An 18,533-nucleotide genomic window follows, 5' to 3' on the forward strand; every position below is an offset into this window, starting at 1 on the left:
CATCCGCTGCCTCAAGCGCTACATCATCCGCGAGGTCCACACCGCCCTCCTCGCCGACTACACCGCCCTCACCACCCCTTGACATCCATAGGAGCATCCTCATCCCCGCACCGGGCCGGCCGACGCCGACGGACTGCCCACCCGCGCCTCGTCGACGCCGCCAAGCGAGCAACGCAACCGGCGAGACGGCCGGCCGCGAGACGGCAGCCGCGCAAGGCAGGCCGCGCGAGGACGGCTGCGCGAGGCGGCTGCGCGAGGCGGCAGTGCGCCGGACGCGGCAGGCCGGGTAAGGCGGGTGTGACAGGCCGAGCAGGGCGAGCGGGCGCACAAGCGCGAAATGACGGAGCGGTAGGACAAGTGCCGCTCAGGGCAGCCCACCCAGCGAGATTCACGTCCCGCCACCCGAGAGACGCGTAGATCTTGGTACGAGTTGGCCCCTGGAGGGGCCGTTCGGTACCAAGATCTCTGGTCAGCCCCACCGTCACCAGCGCCGGTCCCACCCCTACGGCCGAGGGCGTCCACGCCTCCCGGCGCCGCGTGCCCGCAACCGCGCCACCCCACCCCACCCCACCGCGCCACCCCACCGCGCCACGCCCCCCGACCGCCCGCCAGGCCAATGACCAAGGAGTTCGCGTCGGAGCCAGCGGGCCTGGCAGACACAAACCCCTTGATCAAGCGATCGGTGTCCGGCAGAGACGAGCGCAGGGCACACCTGCCGGCGGTCGGTGCCGTCGATCATGAGGTTGATGGCATCGATTGTCCGAATTGTCGCGGCCAACTTCATGATCGACGAGGTGGGCGGCCCGGGGTGGGCGGCCCCAGGGGGAGAGGGAGAGAGACACGGCGGCAGGCCCGCGGCCCCGGAGGGGGCGTGGGCCTGCGGCGAACGTGCGGGTCAGTGCTCGGCGGTGCGGCGGGTGCCGGAGTAGTACTCGAACAGGAGCCCGCACGCGGCGAAGACCACCGCCACCAGGCCCAGCCCCAGCAGCCAGAACTGCCAGAACACGAGCCCCAGGCCGGCGATCGCGGCGGCCAGGGCCAGGCCGAACGGCCAGTAGCTGCCCGGGCTGAAGAACCCGATCTCGCCGGCGCCGTCGGCGATCTCGCCGTCCGCCCGGTCTTCCGGACGCAGGTCGATCCGGCGGGAGACGAACCAGAAGAAGCCGCCGCACATCGCGCAGAGCAGGAAGGACAGCAGCAGGGCCACGGTGCCGACCCATTCGATCTTGCCGCCGCTGTCGCCGTGCGTCCACGCGCCGTAGAGGATGGTCGCGCCGAGAAGGAACGCGGCGATGGTCAGAAAGATCTTCCACTCGGTCTTCATGCCGGACCCCTCAGCTTCCCGCGCCGGCCGTCGCGTCGGACGGGTTGAAGTTGGCGGTGTTGCGCCGCGTGTCGAAGGGCTTCGTGGTGGTGGCGTACTCGTCCACGCCGATCGCCTTGAGCGCGTCCTGGGTCGAGCTGCCGCCCTTCTTGGCGGCCAGGAACTGCTCGTACTTCTCCGGCGAGACGACCCGAAGCTCGAAATTCATGAACGCGTGGTAGCTGCCGCACAGCTCGGCGCAGCGGCCGACGAACGCGCCCTCCTGGTCGATGCTGGAGACCTCGAAGGTGTTCCGGATGTTGCCCGGCATGACGTCGCGCTTGAACAGCAGCTCCGGCACCCAGAACGAGTGGATCACGTCGCGGCTCTGCTCCTCGAACCGGATCGACCGGCCGCTCGGCAGCACCAGCACCGGGATGACCTCGCTGGTGCCCAGCACCGAGGCGACGGTGTTGGCGTCGCGGCCCTGGCCGTCGCGGTAGTTGAACTGCCAGTTCCACTTGAAGGCGACGACCTCGACGGTGACGTCGGGGTTCTTCGTCTCCTTGACCACGTCGGTCTGCACGACCGCCGTGTAGTAGAAGAGCACGGAGACCACGAGGATCGGCGCGATGGTGTAGAGGAACTCCATCGGCAGGTTGTAGCGGGTCTGCACCGGCAGCTCGTTGCCGCGCTTGCGGTAACGGATCACGCACCAGAAGATCAGGCCCCAGACGAAGAAGCCGACCGCCAGCGCGGCGATGCAGGACGCGATCCACAGATCGTACATGCGGTGGGACTCGGGCGTGATGCCGCCCTGCGGCCAGCCGAAGCCGGCGAACGTCTTGCCGACGTCACAGCCGGTGAGCGCGACAAGCAGCGCCGCTCCGCCGAGACCGAGCCCGGCGATCCGCCCAGCACCACGCCGACGCCCGCCGGCCCCCGGGGAAGCGCTGTGCCGTACGGCCGACGGCCGTACCTCCGAACTCCTTGCGACCACCTGGTCCTGCCTCCCTAGCGCGCCGCGGCGGTTGTTCCCTGACACCGACGGCAAAGGCGTCACCGACGGTCGCAGATTACTCGACCATGACCGGCCTGACCGTGTTGGGGTCACTGTCCGCCCCCATCGGGGGGATCTTGGGCATACCCGGGCGATAGCGTGGAGCGTCATGAGCGACTCGCCGGTCTACCTGGACGCCGCCACCGCCGTCCCGCTCCATCCGGTCGCGCGGCAGGCGATGCTTGCCGCCCTGGACGACGGCTGGGCGGACCCGGCCCGGCTCTACGCGCCGGCCCGCCGGGCCCGCCAACTCCTCGACGCCGCCCGGGAGGCCGCCGCGCAGACGCTCGGCGTCCGCGCCGACGAGCTGTCCTTCACCCCCAGCGGTACGGCCGCCGCGCACGCCGCCGTGCTGGGTGGCCTGGCCGGGCGACGTCGGGCCGGTACGACGCTCGCGCACTCGGCGATCGAGCACTCGGCGGTGCTGCACGCCGCGCAGCGGCACGTCGCCGGCGGCGGCGCGGCGGTCTCCGTACCCGTGGACCGGTCCGGCCGGCTGGAGCTGGACGCCTGGGCGGCGGCGGTGGCCGCGCCCGGGGTGGCGCTCGCCGCGCTGATCGGGGCCAGTCACGAGGTGGGCACGGTGCAACCGGTGCCGGCCGCGGCGGAGATGTGCGCCGAGGCGGGAGTGCCGCTGTACGTGGACGCGGCGCAGCTCGTCGGCCGGGCTCCGCTGCCGTCGGGCTGGTCGGTGCTCACCGCCAGCGCGCACAAGTGGGGCGGTCCGCCCGGCGTCGGCCTGCTCGTGGTGCGTAAGGGCACCCGGTGGGAGTCGCCGTACCCGGCCGACGAGCGGGAGTCGGGGCGTACCCCGGGGGTGGTGAACCTGCCGGCGGTGGTGGCCGCGGCGGCGAGCCTGCGCGCGGCGGCGGCCGACGCGGCGGCGGAGGCGGCCCGGCTGGCGCCGCTCGTGGACCGGATCCGGGTCCGGGTGGCGGCGGAGGTGCCGGACGTGGAGGTGGTCGGCGACCCGGTGGACCGGCTCCCGCACCTGGTGACGTTCTCCTGCCTGTACGTGGATGGCGAGGCGCTGCTGCACGCGCTGGACCGGCGCGGCTTCGCGGTCTCCTCCGGCTCGTCCTGCACCTCGTCGACGCTGCGCCCGTCGCACGTGCTGGAGGCGATGGGGGTGCTGTCGCACGGCAACGTGCGGGTATCGCTGCACCGGGAGACGACCGAGGCGGACGTGGAGCGGTTCCTGGCCGAGCTGCCCGGGATCGTCGCGGACCTGCGGGCGCAGGCGGGGGTGACGGACCTGTGAGCGCGCGGAGCGAGCCGGACGAGGTGCTCGACTGCCGTGGCCAGCGCTGCCCGCTCCCGGTGATCAATCTCGCCCGCCGGGTGCCGGGGTTGCCGGCCGGCGCGGTGGTCCGGGTGCTCGCCGACGACCCGGCGGCGGCGGTGGACATCCCGGCCTGGTGCCGGCTACGCGGCCACGAGTTTCTCAAGTCCCACCCAACCGCCGGCCCCGCCTACGACGTGCGGGTGCAAGGAGGGGCCCCCACTTAACGCCTCCGGTAGAGGAGGGGGCCCCGGTTAACACGGCGTCGGCGGTCAGCTCAGGTAGGCGAGGATGCCGGGGAGGGGGTCGCTTGCCACGGCGGTGTCCACCACCAGGCGCGGTCCGATCAGCGGCTCGTATTCGGCCCGGCGCACAAGCGTCTGTTCCCAGGTCACGGTCGCGTGCTCGGCGGGCGTGCGGGCCTCGATCCGGCGCCGGTGCTCGGCCTCGTCCCCGCAGTGCACCTCGATCAACCGCAGCGGCACGCCGGCCCGCTCGGCCAGGTCGTGCCAGAGGCCGCGGGCGCTGGCCACCGGGTTCACCGCGTCGACCACCACGCTCAACCCCAGGTCGAGCTGCACCTCGGCGAGCCCGGCGACCGCGCCGTACGCGGCCATCCCGGGCACGTCACCGACCAGGCCGTACCGGGCCAGGGCCCGCTCGACCGGGTCGACCGGCAGGACCGGGGCGCGCAGCGCGGCGCCGACCTGGGCGGCAAGCGTGCTCTTGCCCACACCGGGCAGCCCGGCGAAGGCGACGAGCAGCGGCCCGCCCGCCTCGCTCACGACAGGTGCGGCCGGACGTCCTCAGCGGCCGCGTCCCCGTACGACTCGGCGAGCCGCTTCACGAACAGGTCCCGGCGGACCTCGTACTCCTGGCCGCCGAAGTTCTCCAGCACCAGGGTGGCCAGCAGGCAGCCGACCTGGGCCGCGCGCTCCAGCCCGACCCCCCAGTCGAGCGCGGCGAAGAAACCGGCCCGGAAGCCGTCGCCCACGCCGGTCGGGTCGACCGCCTGGATCTCCCGCGCGATCGGCACCCGGATGACGCCGATCTCCCGGCCGGCGATCTCGACCCCCTGCTTGCCGAGCGTGGTGACCCGCACCTTCACCAGGTCCAGCAGTTGCTCGTCGGTCAGGCCGGCCTTGCTCAGCAGCAGCGACTTCTCGTACTCGTTGGTCATCAGGTATTCCGCGCCGTCGACAAGGCCGAGCACGTCCGCGCCGTCCATCCGGGCGAGCTGCTGCGACGGGTCGGCGACGAACGGGTAGCCCCGGTCCCGGCACTCGCCGGAGTGCCGGATCATCGCGGCCGGGTCGTTGGCGCTCACAAGCACCAGGTCGAGGCCGCCGAGACGCTGCGCCACCGGGCCCAGCTCGATGTTGCGGGCCTCGCTCATCGCCCCGGCGTAGAAGGAGGCGATCTGGCACATGTCGGTGTCGGTGGTGCAGACGAAGCGGGCCGTGTGCGCCACGTCGCTGACGTGCACCGAGTCGCAGTCGACGCCGTGCCGTTCCAGCCAGGAGCGGTAGTCGGCGAAGTCCGCTCCGACGGCGCCGAGCAGCACCGGCCGCAGCCCGAGCTGGGCCATGCCGAACGCGATGTTCGCCGCGGTGCCACCGCGCCGCAGCACCAGCTCGTCGACGAGGAAGGACAGCGACACCTTGTCGAGCTGGTCGGCGATGAGCTGGTCGGCGAAGCGGCCGGGGAAGCTCATGAGGTGGTCGGTCGCGATCGAGCCGGTTACGGCGATCTTCATGTCAACCCTCGTGGTCGGGAGCACGGCGCGGTCAGCCTACCGGTCGTCCCGGCCGGTCGAACGGCGGTCGGTCGCCGGGCGCACAACCGGGCGACACCGCCCGGACACCGACCGGCCATGACAAAACGGCGGGGCCATCCCCGGGAGGATGGCCCCGCCGTCAGGTCGGGCGCCGGCGGTGTCGACTCAGCTGAACGAGTCGCCGCAGGCGCAGGAGCTGCCGGCGTTCGGGTTGTCGATGGTGAAGCCCTGTGCGTCGATCCGGTCGGCGAAGTCGATGGTGGCGCCGGTCAGGTAGGGGGCGCTCATCCGGTCGACGACGACCTCGACACCGCCGAAGTCGGTGACGACGTCACCGTCGAGCGACCGCTCGTCGAAGAAGAGCTGGTACCGCAGGCCGGAGCAGCCACCCGGCTGCACGGCGACCCGGAGCCGCAGGTCGTCGCGGCCCTCCTGCTCGATCAGGGCCTTGACCTTCTGCGCCGCGACGTCGGTGAGGACGACGGTGCTGGGGGCCGGCGTGGCCTCGGTCGACTCGGTCTGCGCTGGCGTGGTCACGTGGAAGTCTCCCTGCGCGGTATGAGGTCCGGACGTACTGGCCAACGCCGCACGTCCGCCAGTATTCCCGGTGGTCCGTCTCCGATCGTACGCCGCTGCCGGCGTGCCCACCCGGCGGCGTGACCAGCGGAACCGGTCAGCGGCTCCACTGGCCGGCCAGGCGGGCGCCGAGCGCCCGCAGCCCCTCGGCGGGCCGCTCCATCGCCGCCGACACTCCCCCGCGCTCCTCGCCGCCGAAGTGCTCGACCAGGCTGTACGCCTCGGTGACGCCGGCCGCGGCGGCCTCCCGCCGGCCGGTGCTCACCCGTCCCGCCAGCACCACGCAGGGCACGCCACGGTCCCGGGCGGACCCGGCCACCCCGGCGACCACCTTGCCGCGCAGCGACTGGTGGTCGAACGAGCCCTCCCCGGTGATCACCAGGTCGGCGGCGTCGAGCGCGGCGTCCAGGCCAACCGCCCGGGTGACAAGCCCGATGCCCGAGGAGCACCGGCCACCGAGCGCCAGCACCGCCGCGCCGAGCCCACCGGCCGCGCCACCGCCGGGCAGCGCGCCGAGCCCCGGTGGGCAGCCCGGCAGCCCGGCCAGGACGGCCGCCCAGCGCTCCAGCGCGGCGTCCAGCAGCAGCACGTCCGCCCGGTCGGCGCCCTTCTGCGGGCCGAAGACGTTGCTCGCGCCGTGCAGGCCGAGCAGCGGGTTGTCCACGTCGGTGGCGGCGACGAGCGCCGCACCGCGCAACCGGGGTACGCCGTCGAGCGCGGCCACCCCGGCCAGCGCCGCCCCGCCGTACGGCAGCGCCCGGCCGGCGGCGTCGAGACCTGTGACGCCGAGCGGGACGAGCATCCCGGCGCCGCCGTCGTTCGTGGCGGAGCCGCCCAGCCCGATCACCACGGTCCGCGCGCCCGCCTCGACCGCGGCGGTGACAAGCAACCCCAGCCCGTACGAGGTGGTCGCCTTCGGGTCGCGTTCCGCGGCGGACAGCAGGTGCAGGCCGCACGCCTGCGCGCTCTCCAGGTAGGCCACGCCGTCGTCGGTGAGGAGGATCTCACCGGCGGCGGGCCGGCCGAGCGGGTCGACCGTGGGCACCGGCAGGCGTCGCCCGCCGAGCGCCCCGGCGAGCACCGCGACGAAGCCGGGACCGCCGTCGGCGAGTGGCCTCAGCAGCAGTTCGTCACCGGGGGCGACGCTGTGCCAGCCCTCGGCGACCGCCGCGGCCACCTCGGGGGCCGGCAGCGTGCCGGCGAACTTGTCCGGGCAGAGCAGCACGCGCATGCCGAGCAGTGTGGCAGGCCACATCGCGGGCGGCTGCGCGGCGGCCGGGCTGTGGGACCATGGGGGCGTGACGTCGACCTGGGTTGAGCCCTCCAACACCGCCACCGCGCTGCTGCTCCTGGGCCGCGGCAGCGACCCCGCCACCGAGCGTGGCGTGGAGTGTCCGGGTGACCTTCCCGCGCCGAGCGACCCCGATCTGGTGGCCCGCGCGGCGGCGGCGAAGGCCGCGCTCGGCACGAGGGTGTTCGTGCTGGGCCACCACTACCAGCGCGACGAGGTGATCCAGTTCGCCGACGTGACAGGCGACTCGTTCAAGCTGGCCCGGGAGGCGGCGGCCCGGCCGGACGCGGAATACATCGTCTTCTGCGGCGTGCACTTCATGGCCGAGAGCGCGGACATCCTCACCACGGACGCGCAGAAGGTGATCCTGCCCGACCTCGCCGCCGGCTGTTCGATGGCCGACATGGCGGTCCTGTCGCAGGTCGAGTCCGCCTGGGACACGTTTACCGACCTGGGGGTCGCGGCGGACACCGTCCCGGTGACCTACATGAACTCCTCCGCCGACATCAAGGGCTTCGTCGGCCGGCACGGCGGGGTGGTCTGCACCTCGTCGAACGCGAAGCGAGCCCTGGACTGGGCGTTCGAGCAGGGCCGCAAGGTGCTGTTCCTGCCCGACCAGCACCTGGGTCGTAACACGGCGGTGCTGGAGATGGGCTTCTCACTCGACGACTGCGTGCTCTACGACCCGCACAAGCCGGGCGGCGGGCTCACCCCGGAGCAGGTGCGCGACGCGAAGATGATCCTGTGGCGTGGGCACTGTTCGGTGCACGGCCGCTTCACGCTCGACAGCGTGCACGACGTGCGGGCGCGGGTGCCAGGCGTCAACGTCCTGGTGCACCCGGAGTGCCGGCACGAGGTCGTCACCGCCGCCGACCTGGTGGGCTCGACCGAGTTCATCATCAAGACCATCGAGGCGGCCCCGGCCGGCTCGGCGTGGGCCGTGGGCACCGAGTTGAACCTGGTCCGCCGGCTCGCGCTGGCCCACCCGGACAAGCAGGTCATGTTCCTCGACCGGGCGGTCTGCTACTGCTCGACCATGAACCGGATCGACCTGCCGCACCTGGTCTGGGCGCTTGAGGAACTGGTCGCCGGCCGGGTGGCCAACCGGATCACGGTGGACCCCGAGACCGCCGGGCACGCCCGGACGGCGCTGGACCAGATGCTCGCCCTGCCGGGTGCTTGATCACCGTTGGTGACCTACCTGGCACGGAAACGCACCGGAAGCCCCGGTTCGTGCCCCCACTGGTGATGTGACCGATTCCATTTTCGTCACGGAGGGCTATGCTGCCGGGGCGACGACACCCGCGGGCCGGGTTTTCGGACGGCCGCGATCCGGGTAGCGAGACCCACTGCAGACCCTCACCTACACGGCAGTACCCAACGCGCTGGAGGTTGCGTTGACCGACGACGTCCTGGTCGTACACGGAGGCACTCCGCTCGAAGGGCGGATCCGCGTGCGCGGCGCGAAGAACCTCGTGTCCAAGGCGATGGTCGCCGCCCTGCTCGGCGACACACCCAGCCGGCTGTTCGACGTGCCGCGGATCCGCGACGTCGAGGTGGTCCGCGGGCTGCTCGGCCTGCACGGGGTGAAGGTGACAGACGGCACGGAGGACGGCGAACTGGTCTTCGACCCGTCGAACGTCGAGAGCGCCAGCACCGACCAGATCAACGTGCACGCCGGGTCCAGCCGGATCCCGATCCTGTTCTGCGGCCCGCTGCTGCACCGCCTCGGCCACGCGTTCATCCCCGACCTGGGCGGCTGCCACATCGGCCCCCGCCCGATCGACTTTCACCTCCAGGCGCTGCGCGAGTTCGGCGCGACTGTCGACAAGACCCCCGAGGGCCTGCACCTGTCCGCGCCGAACGGCCTGCACGGCACCAAGTTCGCGCTGCCGTACCCGAGCGTGGGCGCCACCGAGCAGGTGCTGCTCACCGCCGTGATGGCCGAGGGCGTCACCGAGCTGCGCAACGCGGCGGTCGAGCCGGAGATCATCGACCTGATCTGCATCCTGCAGAAGATGGGCGCGATCATCAAGGTCCACACCGACCGGGTGATCGAGATCCAGGGCGTCAAGAAGCTGCACGGCTACACCCACCGGCCGATCCCGGACCGGATCGAGGCGGCGAGCTGGGCGGCGGCGGCGCTGGCGACCCGCGGCCACGTCGAGGTGCTCGGCGCGCAGCAGGCCGACATGATGACCTTCCTGAACATCTTCCGGTCGGTCGGCGGCGAGTACGAGGTCACCGACGCCCGGCCGCCGAAGCTCGGCGACCCGGGCCAGGAGGGCGGCATCCGGTTCTGGCACCCGGGCGGCGAGCTGAACGCGGTGGCCCTGGAGACCGACGTGCACCCCGGCTTCATGACCGACTGGCAGCAGCCGCTCGTGGTCGCGCTCACCCAGGCCCGGGGCCTGTCGATCGTCCACGAGACGGTCTACGAGCAGCGGCTCGGCTACACCGAGGCGTTGAACACGATGGGCGCCAACATCCAGGTCTACCGGGACTGCCTCGGCGGCACCCCGTGCCGCTTCGGCCGGCGCAACTTCAAGCACTCCGCGGTGATCGCCGGCCCGAGCAAGCTGCACGCGGCCGACCTGATCATCCCGGACCTGCGGGCCGGGTTCAGCCACCTCATCGCGGCCCTGGCCGCCGAGGGCACCTCCCGGGTGTACGGCGTGGACCTGATCAACCGGGGCTACGAGGACTTCGAGGCCAAGCTGGCCGACCTCGGCGCGCACGTCGAGCGCCCCTGACCCGGCGTTTTCCGAGCCCGGCGCACCGCGATGTGCGCCGGGCTCGACCGTTTGGCTACCCTTGCCGACGTGCCGTCGCTGTTTCGCCGCAAGCCCGCCGACCTCGTCGAGGAGTCCGTCACCACGGTGACCACCGACGAGGAGTCCGCCGCCGCCCACCCTCGGGGCTACACGCCCAGCAAGAAGGAGCTCGGGGTGACCACCCCGAAGCGCCCGGCCGCCGGTCGCCGGCCGACCGCCCCGGCCCGCCCGCTGACCAAGGAGGAGGCCCGGGAGCAGCGTCGCACGGCGCGCGCCGAGTCCGCCGCCGAGTTCCGGCGCGAGGGCGGCCCGCGTGACCGGGGCCCGGAGCGCCTGCTGGCCCGCAACGTGGTCGACTCCCGGCGTACGGTCGGCACCTGGTTCTTCGGCGGCGCGCTGATCGTGCTGATCGGGTCCAACCAGGCCATGCCGCCGATCGTGCGGCTGCTGTCCAACGTGCTGTGGGGCGCGCTGGCGCTCGGCGTGCTCGTCGACTCGGTGCTGATCACCCGAAAGATCAAGAAGCTGGTCCGCGAGCGCTTCCCCCGGAGCACCGAGAAGCTGGGCTCGCTCTACTTCTACGCGATCATGCGGTCGATCACGTTCCGCAAGATGCGCGCCCCCGCTCCCCGGGTGAACGTCGGCGACAAGGTCTGAGCGTTGTTAAGCGGGGCCCCTTCCTATACGCCAGGCGTTAACAGGGGCCCCCTCCTTTCACTGCGGTAGAGGCGGGCGACGACCTCCTCGATGTCCGGCTCGACGATCGAGATGTCGCGCAACGTGGTCAGGCCGGCCAGGCCGGCCACCACCTCGGCGACGCTCGCCTGTTCCAGCGCGAAGACCAGCCGCCGCCCGTCCGCCTCCGTCCGCAGCACCGGCGCGCCGGGCAGCACCGGTGGCTCGGGCAACGCGGACTCCAGCTCGGCGACGACCATCCGACGCGAGCCGTACCTGTGGTGCAACTCGGCGATCGAGCCGTCGTGCACCACCCGCCCGTGGTCGATGACCACCAGCCGCCGGCAGAGCCGCTCGATGTCGGCCAGGTCGTGCGTGGTGAGCACGAGCGTGGTGTCACCGGCCCGGCCCAGCTCGGCCAGGAAACCACGCACCGCCTGCTTGCTGACCACGTCCAGCCCGATCGTCGGCTCGTCCAGGAAGAGCACCTCCGGGCCGTGCAGCAGCGCGGCGGTCAGCTCGCCGCGCATCCGCTGGCCGAGGGAGAGCTGCCGGACCGGGATGTCCAGGAACTCGTCCAGGTCGAGCAGGCCCCGGCAGCGGGTGAGCCGGGCGGCGTGCTCGCCGGCCGGCACCCGGTAGACGTGCCGCAGCAGGTCGAACGAGTCCCGCAGCGGCAGGTCCCACCAGAGCTGGGACCGCTGCCCGAAGACCACCCCGATGCGCAGCGCCAGCCGGGTCCGGTCGGCCACCGGCCGCAGCCCGCAGACCTGCGCCCGCCCGGCCGACGGCGTCAGCACGCCGGTGAGCATCTTCAGCGTGGTCGACTTCCCGGCGCCGTTCGGGCCGATGTAGCCGAGCATCTCGCCGCGCTCCACCCGCAGGTCGACCCCGTCGACCGCGGTCACGGTCCGCTTCTCGCGGCGCAGCCGCCCGGCCCGCACCCGGACCGTGAACTCCTTGCGCAGCCCGTCCATCTCGATGACGCTCATGACCCCGTACTCCGGTAGTGACGGATCCCGACCCACCAGGCCAGGGCGGCGACCGCCGCCGCGACCAACGCGACGCCCGGCGAGGCCCAACCCACCCAGGGCGGCAGGCCGAGCGGGTCGGCGCGGCCCAGCAGCGCCAGCGCCGGGTGGTAGCTGACGAACGCGAACCCCATCCCGTACGCGAACAGCGCGCGGAACCAGCCGCCGTAGACGGTGATGGGGTACGAGGTGAAGTCACGCCCGCCGTAGGTCACCGAGTTCGCCAGCTCGCCGGAGTCGACCCAGTAGAACGACACCGTGGCGGTGGTGACGAAGACCGAGGCGAAGAAGACCACCGCGGCCGACGGAGCCAGGACGGCCAACGCGACCCGGCCCGGCGTCCAGTCGATCCCCGCCGACGCGAACGCGACCAGCAGCACGGCCAGCCCGAACACGGCCCGGGACGCCTTCCGCAGCGGCAGGTCCATCAGCAGCAACTGCGGCAGCGCGGCGAGCGGGCGGACAAGCACCGCGTCGAAGAGGCCGGTGCGGACGTAGCGGGGCAGCCGTTCGATGTTGCCGACAAGCAGGTCGGCGGCGGCGAACCCGCACGACGACAGCCCGACCACGACGAGCGTCTCGCGCAGCGTGAAGCCGCCCAGCTCACGGGTCACCCCGAAGAGGACGAGGACGGTGACCACGTCGAACACGGTCGCGCCCACGTTACCGACCAGGTCGACCACGAACGACGTCCGGTACGCCGCCTGCGAACGCGCCTGCGCGGCGAGCAACGCCCGGTACGCCCGCAGCACCCCCACGTGCTCAGCCGCTCCGGCGTACTCAGCCACCCTGGACCACCAGGCGGCGCTCGGCGCGGCGCTGGACCAGCCGGCAGAGCGCCAGCAGCAGCACCGCCCAGCCGAGCTGCAACCCGACCAGGCCGAGGCCAGTCGACAGCGGCTCCCGCTCGACGAGCACGTCCAGCGGGACCTGGAGGAGGCTGGGGAACGGGGTGGCGTACCGCAGCGTCGCCTCCAGCCAGCCGGGCAGGAAACCGAGCGGGAAGTAGAGGCCGGCCAGCGCGCCCGAAGCCAGCGTCCAGAGGATCATCGGACCCCGGACGTCCTGCAACCAGTAGGCGGTGGCGTTGACCAGGTAACGGCAGCCGAAGCAGACCACCACCGCGAGCAGGGCGGAGAGCAGGAACAGCGGCACCGTCGCCAGGTGCCGGGGCACGTGGACCGCGAAGAAGAGCGGCCCGATCACCAGCGGGGGCACCAGCCGGGCGAGCGAGGCGAACCCGGCCCGGCCCAGGTCGATGGCGAGGTAGCTGGTGACCGGGTGCACCGGCCGCAACAGGTCGGCGGCCACCTCGCCGGAGCGGATCCGGTCGGCCAGCTCGGTCCAGCCCCAGATGGCGATGACCGCCAGCAGCCCCTGACCGGCCCAGACAAACGTGCCGAGCTGGGCCCGGTCGTAGCCGGCCACGGTGCCGGCCGCGCCGGTGGCGGCGAGGAAGATGTAGCAGCGCAGGAAGCCGAACACGGTGTTGGTCACGAGGCCGGCCAAGGCCACCTGACGGTAGGTGGCGTGCCGGCGGAAACCAGCCGCCACTATCGCGCCGAATGTCCGAAACCATGGGGTAACGTGTGCGTCCGGAGGAGCTGTCACAGTGGCGGTGACCGAGCCCACGCCGTTACCCTCCTTCCGCAGCCAGGACATGCCGGACCGGGCGACTCTACCGGCACGTCCGCCGCCCGAGCGCGACAATTTCCAACGAGGTGACACCGCCGTGAGCGAGCGACGCGAGCCGGTTCCGGGGCCGCGCCGCGCGAGCCGCGGGAGGGGCTGCCGATGAGTGGCTGGGGCAGCTGGCGCGAGCCGGCGGAACCGGCCTGGGCGCTCGAGCCCACCCACGAGTGGGAGCCGCAGTTTCCCGGGCAGCGCTACCCGGGCGACATCGGCCTCGAACACCTGACGCCCCCACCGCGCCGCCGGGCCGTGGTCGGACGTGCCGAGGTACGCCCGGTCAGCCCCGCTCCCGACGACGCGTACCCGGTCAGCCCGGCGGGCCCGCACCCGGTCAGCCCGGCGTCGGACGCCGGCGTGTACCCGGTCAGCCCCGCGGGCCCGTACGGCACGTACCCGGTCAGCCCGGCGAGCCCACGCGGCACGTACCCGGTCAGCCCGGCCGGTCCGGAGACGTACCCGATCAGCCCCGCCGGCCCGGACGGACCGCGCGGGCAGCGGCCGGGCGAGTGGCGCGGACATCCGGACGTCGCGGACGGCCGGCGCCCCCGGTCCGAGGACCGGCAGCGGCCGGCCGCCGAGGGGCGGCCCGAACGTCACGACCAGCGCTGGACCCGCCCCGGGGCGGCGTCGCGCCGGCCGGTTCCGACCGAGCCGGGCTGGGCGCCGGAACCGAACGAGACCCCGCACGGCGCACCGGGTTGGTCCGAGCGCCGGTCGGCGGACGGGCGGCGCACGCCGGTGGACGGACGCGATGCCTCCTCCACCGTCAGGTGGAGCCCGGCGCCCGACACCCGGCGGCCCGCCTCCCCCGACGGACGGCCCGGGTCCTCGCCGGACGGGCGACGTGAGCTGTCGCCGGAGTGGCGGCGTGAGCCGTCCCCCGACGGACGGCGTGCGCCGTCGCACGGCGGATGGCGGGACGCGGACCCCGACCACCGCCCGACGCGGCGTTCCGACCGGCGCGACCAGGCCGGATCTTCGCCGGAGCAGGGCGCGGCCGGGCGCGGTGAGTCGACCCGTGACGGTTGGCGTGATCCGGTTCCGCGTCCCCCGGCCGACCGGCGCGAGCCGGCCGGTGACCGGTGGCAGGACAGGGCGCCGCGCCGGGACGCCGCCGCCCACACCGAGACCCACCGTCCGCCGCCCGAACACGGCCGCGCCCCGCAGCGCCCCGCCGACACCGACCGGCGCGGTGCCCCACGTCCCGCTGAGACCGACCGGCCGGGCACCCCGCGTCCCGGCGCCGACCAGCGGTGGAACGGTCAGCGCCCACCCGGCGACCGGACCTACGCTCCGCAGGGCGAGTGGCCGGTCGTCGAGCGGCGGCCACGCACCGAGCCGACCGCCTACCGGCCCGACGAGCGACGCCGCCCGGACGGATACCCGGTCCACCCGACCGACGGCCGCCGCCCGGACCGGGACGGCGCCGGCAGGTTCGCCCTGGATCCCCGGGACAGCGGGCCGCCCGCCACCCGCCCCGACCACGCCGGGCGGCCTCCGGAGCCGAAGGACACCCGGCCGCCCACGACCGGGGGCCGTCCCGAATCCGGCCGGGTCCAACCCGAACAGGTCGGGCGACGGCCGGACTCCGCCACGCCCCCCGAGTACCGGCCCCGGCCGGAGCAGTGGCCCGCCCGACCCGACGAGCACCCACCGGCGCGCGGCGAGGCCCCACCCCGGTCCGTACCGCCGGCCCGCCCGGACGAGCCGCGACGGTCCGCGCCCCCGGGACCGGGCCCGGCCGCTCCGGCTCGCCCGGCGCCGCCGCCCGCCTACCCCGGCCCCGCGCCGACACGCACACCCGGCGGCGGACCGACCCAGCCCGGCCGGACCGGTCCCACGGAGGGCCGGCCGCGCCACGCCACTCCGGCCGAGACCGGCCGCCCGGAAACGCGGGACCCGGCCGCGACCCGATCGGCACCGGCACCGGCACCGGCACCGGAGGAACGTGGGCCCACCTTCCCGCGCCCGGCCCCGACCGACCGACCGGAGCGCGCCGTGGACGGCCGGTCGGCGGAGGAGGCCCCGACGCCACGGGCGACGGCCTCCGGCCCGGAGCCCTGGTTCCGACCGGGCCAGGCGGAGGCGGCCCACGAGCCGGACACCGCTGGACCGGCTGCTGGTGGCGGCGCGGCCGACGTCGGGCACCCGCCGGCGCGGCCTGCGCCCTCGGCCGGCACGGACCGCCTCGACGCCCGCCCGCCGATCGCGGTCGACGCCACACCAAGCGACGCGGACCGCCCCGCGAAGCCGACCGGTCCGGGGGCGTCCCCCACCTCGACCACGTCCATCGATCCGACCGCCGCGGCCGGCCCGGCGACCGCCGCCGACCCGGTCGCCCCGACCGGCCCGGTCGCCCCGACAGCCTCCGTCGCCCCGACAGCCTCCGTCGCCCCAACAGCCTCCGTCGCCCCGGCGGGCCCCGTCTCCCCGGTCGCTCCCGCCGAGCGCGTCGGTCCCCCGGCACCGGCCGCACCCGACGACCAGGTCGGTGCGCCCGCCGGCCCGACGACTGCCGGCGGCAGCCGCGACGAACTTGACGGCGGCGGTCGCGACGAAGCTGACGGCGCGGACCGGTCCGCCGGCGCAACCGCCGGCCGCGCCATCCGGACGAATCCGGCCGGCGCTCCCGGCCTGCCCGATCCCGCCCGCCGACCGGACGGCGACGCGGCGGGTCCAGGTGCCGGCGACCGGGGCCCCGCGACGCCCGTCGCCGCCGCGCCCACGGCCACGGGGCGGACCGGCAACAGCACGGATGCGCTTCCATCCCGCCGGGACGTCGACTCGCCGGCCTCCGCCGCCGCGACCGCAACGGCGTCGGCCGGAGCCTCGATCCCGAACGCGCGCCCGCCGGCCGAGCCGCGCCCGCCCGCCGAGCCGCGCCCGCCGGCCGCTCCACCCGAGGTTCCGCCCCGGGAGGTGTCGTCCACAAGCACGCCGGGGGCGCCGGCGCCCACCGGCGGCACGTCACGGCCGGTCGAAACCGGGCGGAGCGCCGGCCCGGGCGGAGCGCCGACGGGGACCACTCGTCTGGGGGCTGCCCCGCCGCGCCCCACGCCAACCGACGACGGCCCGACCGGTCCGACCGGCACGACCGGCACGACGACGACCGGCACGGCACTCACCGAACCGGCTCCGGCCGGCACCGCGCCCACCGCACCGGATCCGGCCGACGCGAACAGGAGCGCGCCCGGCCCGGCCGGCACGAACCCGCCCGACGCGAACCCGGCCGGCAGGCACCCGGCCGAACCGGATCCGGCCGGCGCCGCCCCGACCGAAGCAGCTCCGAACAGCGCCGCCCCGACGGAACCAGACCCGGTCAGCGCGATGGCGGTCGAACTGGATCCGGCCGACGCGACACGAACCGAATCAGGTCCGGCCAGCGGCCCGGCGGACGAAGAAGATTCGGTCGATGCGGTTCGGGTGGACCGGGAGGCGCACGAGGCGGTCGATGAGGCGCCGGGGGCGAGCGCCGAGGCGTCGGGCGGTGCGGACCCGACCGGCGGGACCGAGGGGGCGGCGAGCCCGCCTGCCTCCGATTCGGGGACGGCGGCCGGAGACACCACCGCGGCTGGCGAACCGGACGGACCAGACGAATCAGCCGCACCGAACGGGTCGGAAGGACCAGACAGCTCGGGCGACCCGGCTGCCGAACGGATACCGGCGCGTCCGGTGGATCCGGAGCAGGCACTGGCCGCCGTCGACTGGCGGCTGCATCCGGAGACGCTGCGCGAGGAGGCGCCCGATCCGGCGGCGCTGAGCCAGATCCGGGACGGCCTCACCGGCAAGCTCGGCACCGCGCTCGACAACCGCAGCCGGGCCCGGCTGCTGAGCCTGCGCTCGGTGGCGTCCCGGATCCTCGGCGACCACGACGACGCGGTCGCCGACGCGCGGCTGGCACTGACGTACGCGGAGGCCACCGGCGAGTTGCGGCGGACCTCGCTGGCCCGCGCGCGCCTCGCCGAGGTGCTGCGCTGGCGGGGCGAGCACGCGGAGGCCGACCGGCTCTTCGCCGAGGCGAACTCGCCGGAACTGCCCGACCGGTTGCGCGCGTTGCTGCACGAGCACGCCGGGCGTTCCTGCTGTGACCAGGGCCGGCTGACCGAGGCGTGCCTGCACTTCGAACGGGCGCTGGACCTGCGCCAGGGTGAGGACACGGCGTTGAACGCGCGGACCGAGGTGGCGCTTGACGCGGTCGCGGCGCGGGCCGCCCGCGACGGCTTCGGTCCGGCGCCGCGGGACCGGGCGGAGGTGCTCGGCACGCCGCGGTACCCGGTGGCGACGTTCGACGACTCCGAACAGCTCTGGGGGTACGCGGACGCCGACGGCGAGATGGTGATCCGGCACCGGTACGCCGAGGTGCAGCCGTTCCACGATGGGCTGGCCTGGGTGCGTCGCCCCGAGGCGTCCCGCTGGGCGTTGATCGACACCACCGGGGCGGCGCTGATCGAGGCGAACAACGGCTACCGGGCGGTGGGCGGCTTCACCGAGGGGCTGTCGTGGGTGTCCATGGACGGCAAGGGCCGGTGGATGGCCGTCGACCAGATGAACATCGTCAAGATCCCGCCCGGGTACGAGGAGGTCCGGCCGTTCCGCAACGGCCTGGCCGCGGTGCGGCGCAACGGCGGCTGGGGCGCGGTCAACCGGGACGGCGAGCTCGTGGTGCCGACCCGCTACCACGGCCTCGGCACGCCGCTTGCCGACGGCCGGCACCTGGACGGCTTCACCGCCGACGGACTGGCCGTGGTCGAGCTGTCCGGCCGCCGGGGCGTGGTGGACCGCGCCGGCCGGATGCTTGTGGCGCCCGCGTACCCGACGCTTGTGGTGCACCCGGTGGCGTTCCTGGTCACCGCCGACTCGGGCCGCTGGGGCGCGCTGGACCGGCGTGGCGAGCCGCTGATCGACCCGGTGCACCCGGGCCGCGCCGCGGTGGCCGCGGAGATCGACCGACTGCTCGCCGACACCAGCCCGGTGCTCTGAGCCGGTTTCGACCCCGACGGCGGCGGCGCCCGGCTGCCCGGCTGCCCGGCTGCCCGGCTGCCCGGCTGCCCGGCTGAGCGCCGCACGGCACC

Annotated in this window: 15 protein-coding genes; 6 read left to right on the plus strand and 9 right to left on the minus strand. The window is 74.3% G+C overall.

Annotated elements, in window-relative coordinates; translation table 11 throughout:
* Window positions 1-895 precede the first annotated feature (895 nt).
* Both SM450_RS29475 and ctaC read right to left on the minus strand, forming a co-directional pair.
* Window positions 896-1,324: a cytochrome c oxidase subunit 4 gene (locus SM450_RS29475; RefSeq protein ID WP_474623049.1), complete on the minus strand. Its 429-nt coding sequence runs from the start codon at window positions 1,322-1,324 to the stop codon at window positions 896-898.
* A 10-nt stretch (window positions 1,325-1,334) separates the two neighbouring features.
* Complete coding sequence (gene ctaC / locus SM450_RS29480; protein ID WP_474623050.1) at window positions 1,335-2,303, minus strand: aa3-type cytochrome oxidase subunit II; 969 nt, start codon at window positions 2,301-2,303, stop codon at window positions 1,335-1,337.
* Between the two features lie 169 nt (window positions 2,304-2,472).
* On the opposite strand from ctaC, the gene SM450_RS29485 reads away from it, so the two are divergent.
* Together SM450_RS29485 and SM450_RS29490 are read left to right on the plus strand one after the other, a co-directional pair.
* A complete protein-coding gene (locus SM450_RS29485; RefSeq protein WP_474623051.1) occupies window positions 2,473-3,624 on the plus strand; it encodes a cysteine desulfurase family protein in 1,152 nt (383 codons plus the stop codon).
* On the plus strand, window positions 3,621-3,872 hold the full coding sequence (locus tag SM450_RS29490; protein ID WP_474623052.1) for a sulfurtransferase TusA family protein: 252 nt from the start codon (window positions 3,621-3,623) through the stop codon (window positions 3,870-3,872). The genes SM450_RS29485 and SM450_RS29490 overlap by 4 nt, the downstream gene beginning before the upstream one ends.
* Window positions 3,873-3,917: 45 nt before the next feature.
* Here SM450_RS29490 and SM450_RS29495 read toward each other — a convergent pair whose 3' ends face one another.
* The 4 genes from SM450_RS29495 to SM450_RS29510 form a co-directional block, all read right to left on the minus strand.
* The gene (locus tag SM450_RS29495; protein WP_474623053.1) at window positions 3,918-4,430 is read right to left on the minus strand and encodes a P-loop nucleotide/nucleoside kinase family protein; all 513 of its coding nucleotides are present in this window, start codon (window positions 4,428-4,430) and stop codon (window positions 3,918-3,920) included.
* Window positions 4,427-5,401: a carbohydrate kinase family protein gene (locus SM450_RS29500; protein WP_474623054.1), complete on the minus strand. Its 975-nt coding sequence runs from the start codon at window positions 5,399-5,401 to the stop codon at window positions 4,427-4,429. Before SM450_RS29500 ends, SM450_RS29495 begins: the two co-directional genes overlap by 4 nt.
* Window positions 5,402-5,587: 186 nt before the next feature.
* On the minus strand, window positions 5,588-5,959 hold the full coding sequence (gene erpA, locus SM450_RS29505; RefSeq protein WP_474623055.1) for an iron-sulfur cluster insertion protein ErpA: 372 nt from the start codon (window positions 5,957-5,959) through the stop codon (window positions 5,588-5,590).
* A gap of 136 nt (window positions 5,960-6,095) precedes the next feature.
* Window positions 6,096-7,253, minus strand: coding sequence for a glycerate kinase family protein (locus SM450_RS29510; protein ID WP_474623056.1), 1,158 nt, complete (start codon window positions 7,251-7,253; stop codon window positions 6,096-6,098).
* A 43-nt stretch (window positions 7,254-7,296) separates the two neighbouring features.
* Here SM450_RS29510 and nadA point away from each other — a divergent pair, with 43 nt between their 5' ends.
* From nadA to SM450_RS29525, 3 genes are all read left to right on the plus strand, one after another.
* Window positions 7,297-8,472 carry a quinolinate synthase NadA gene (gene nadA / locus SM450_RS29515; protein WP_474623057.1) on the plus strand — a complete coding sequence of 392 codons (1,176 nt, stop codon included), beginning with the start codon at window positions 7,297-7,299 and terminating at the stop codon, window positions 8,470-8,472.
* 214 nt (window positions 8,473-8,686) lie between these two features.
* The gene (gene murA / locus SM450_RS29520; RefSeq protein WP_474623058.1) at window positions 8,687-10,042 is read left to right on the plus strand and encodes a UDP-N-acetylglucosamine 1-carboxyvinyltransferase; all 1,356 of its coding nucleotides are present in this window, start codon (window positions 8,687-8,689) and stop codon (window positions 10,040-10,042) included.
* Between the two features lie 30 nt (window positions 10,043-10,072).
* The gene (locus SM450_RS29525; protein ID WP_474623059.1) at window positions 10,073-10,720 is read left to right on the plus strand and encodes a DUF3043 domain-containing protein; all 648 of its coding nucleotides are present in this window, start codon (window positions 10,073-10,075) and stop codon (window positions 10,718-10,720) included.
* A gap of 23 nt (window positions 10,721-10,743) precedes the next feature.
* Here SM450_RS29525 and SM450_RS29530 read toward each other — a convergent pair whose 3' ends face one another.
* The 3 genes from SM450_RS29530 to SM450_RS29540 are packed head-to-tail and all read right to left on the minus strand — an operon-like array spanning window position 10,744 to window position 13,401.
* Entirely contained in the window at window positions 10,744-11,730 is a 987-nt protein-coding gene (locus SM450_RS29530) for an ABC transporter ATP-binding protein (RefSeq protein ID WP_474623060.1), read from the minus strand.
* On the minus strand, window positions 11,727-12,527 hold the full coding sequence (locus SM450_RS29535; protein WP_474623092.1) for an ABC transporter permease: 801 nt from the start codon (window positions 12,525-12,527) through the stop codon (window positions 11,727-11,729). Before SM450_RS29535 ends, SM450_RS29530 begins: the two co-directional genes overlap by 4 nt.
* Window positions 12,528-12,549: 22 nt before the next feature.
* Window positions 12,550-13,401, minus strand: a complete 852-nt coding sequence (locus SM450_RS29540; protein WP_474623093.1) for an ABC transporter permease — start codon at window positions 13,399-13,401, stop codon at window positions 12,550-12,552.
* Between the two features lie 162 nt (window positions 13,402-13,563).
* Here SM450_RS29540 and SM450_RS29545 point away from each other — a divergent pair, with 162 nt between their 5' ends.
* Entirely contained in the window at window positions 13,564-18,441 is a 4,878-nt protein-coding gene (locus tag SM450_RS29545) for a WG repeat-containing protein (RefSeq protein ID WP_474623061.1), read from the plus strand.
* The last annotated feature ends 92 nt before the right edge of the window (window positions 18,442-18,533 follow it).

Source organism: Micromonospora marincola (genome assembly GCF_056150385.1).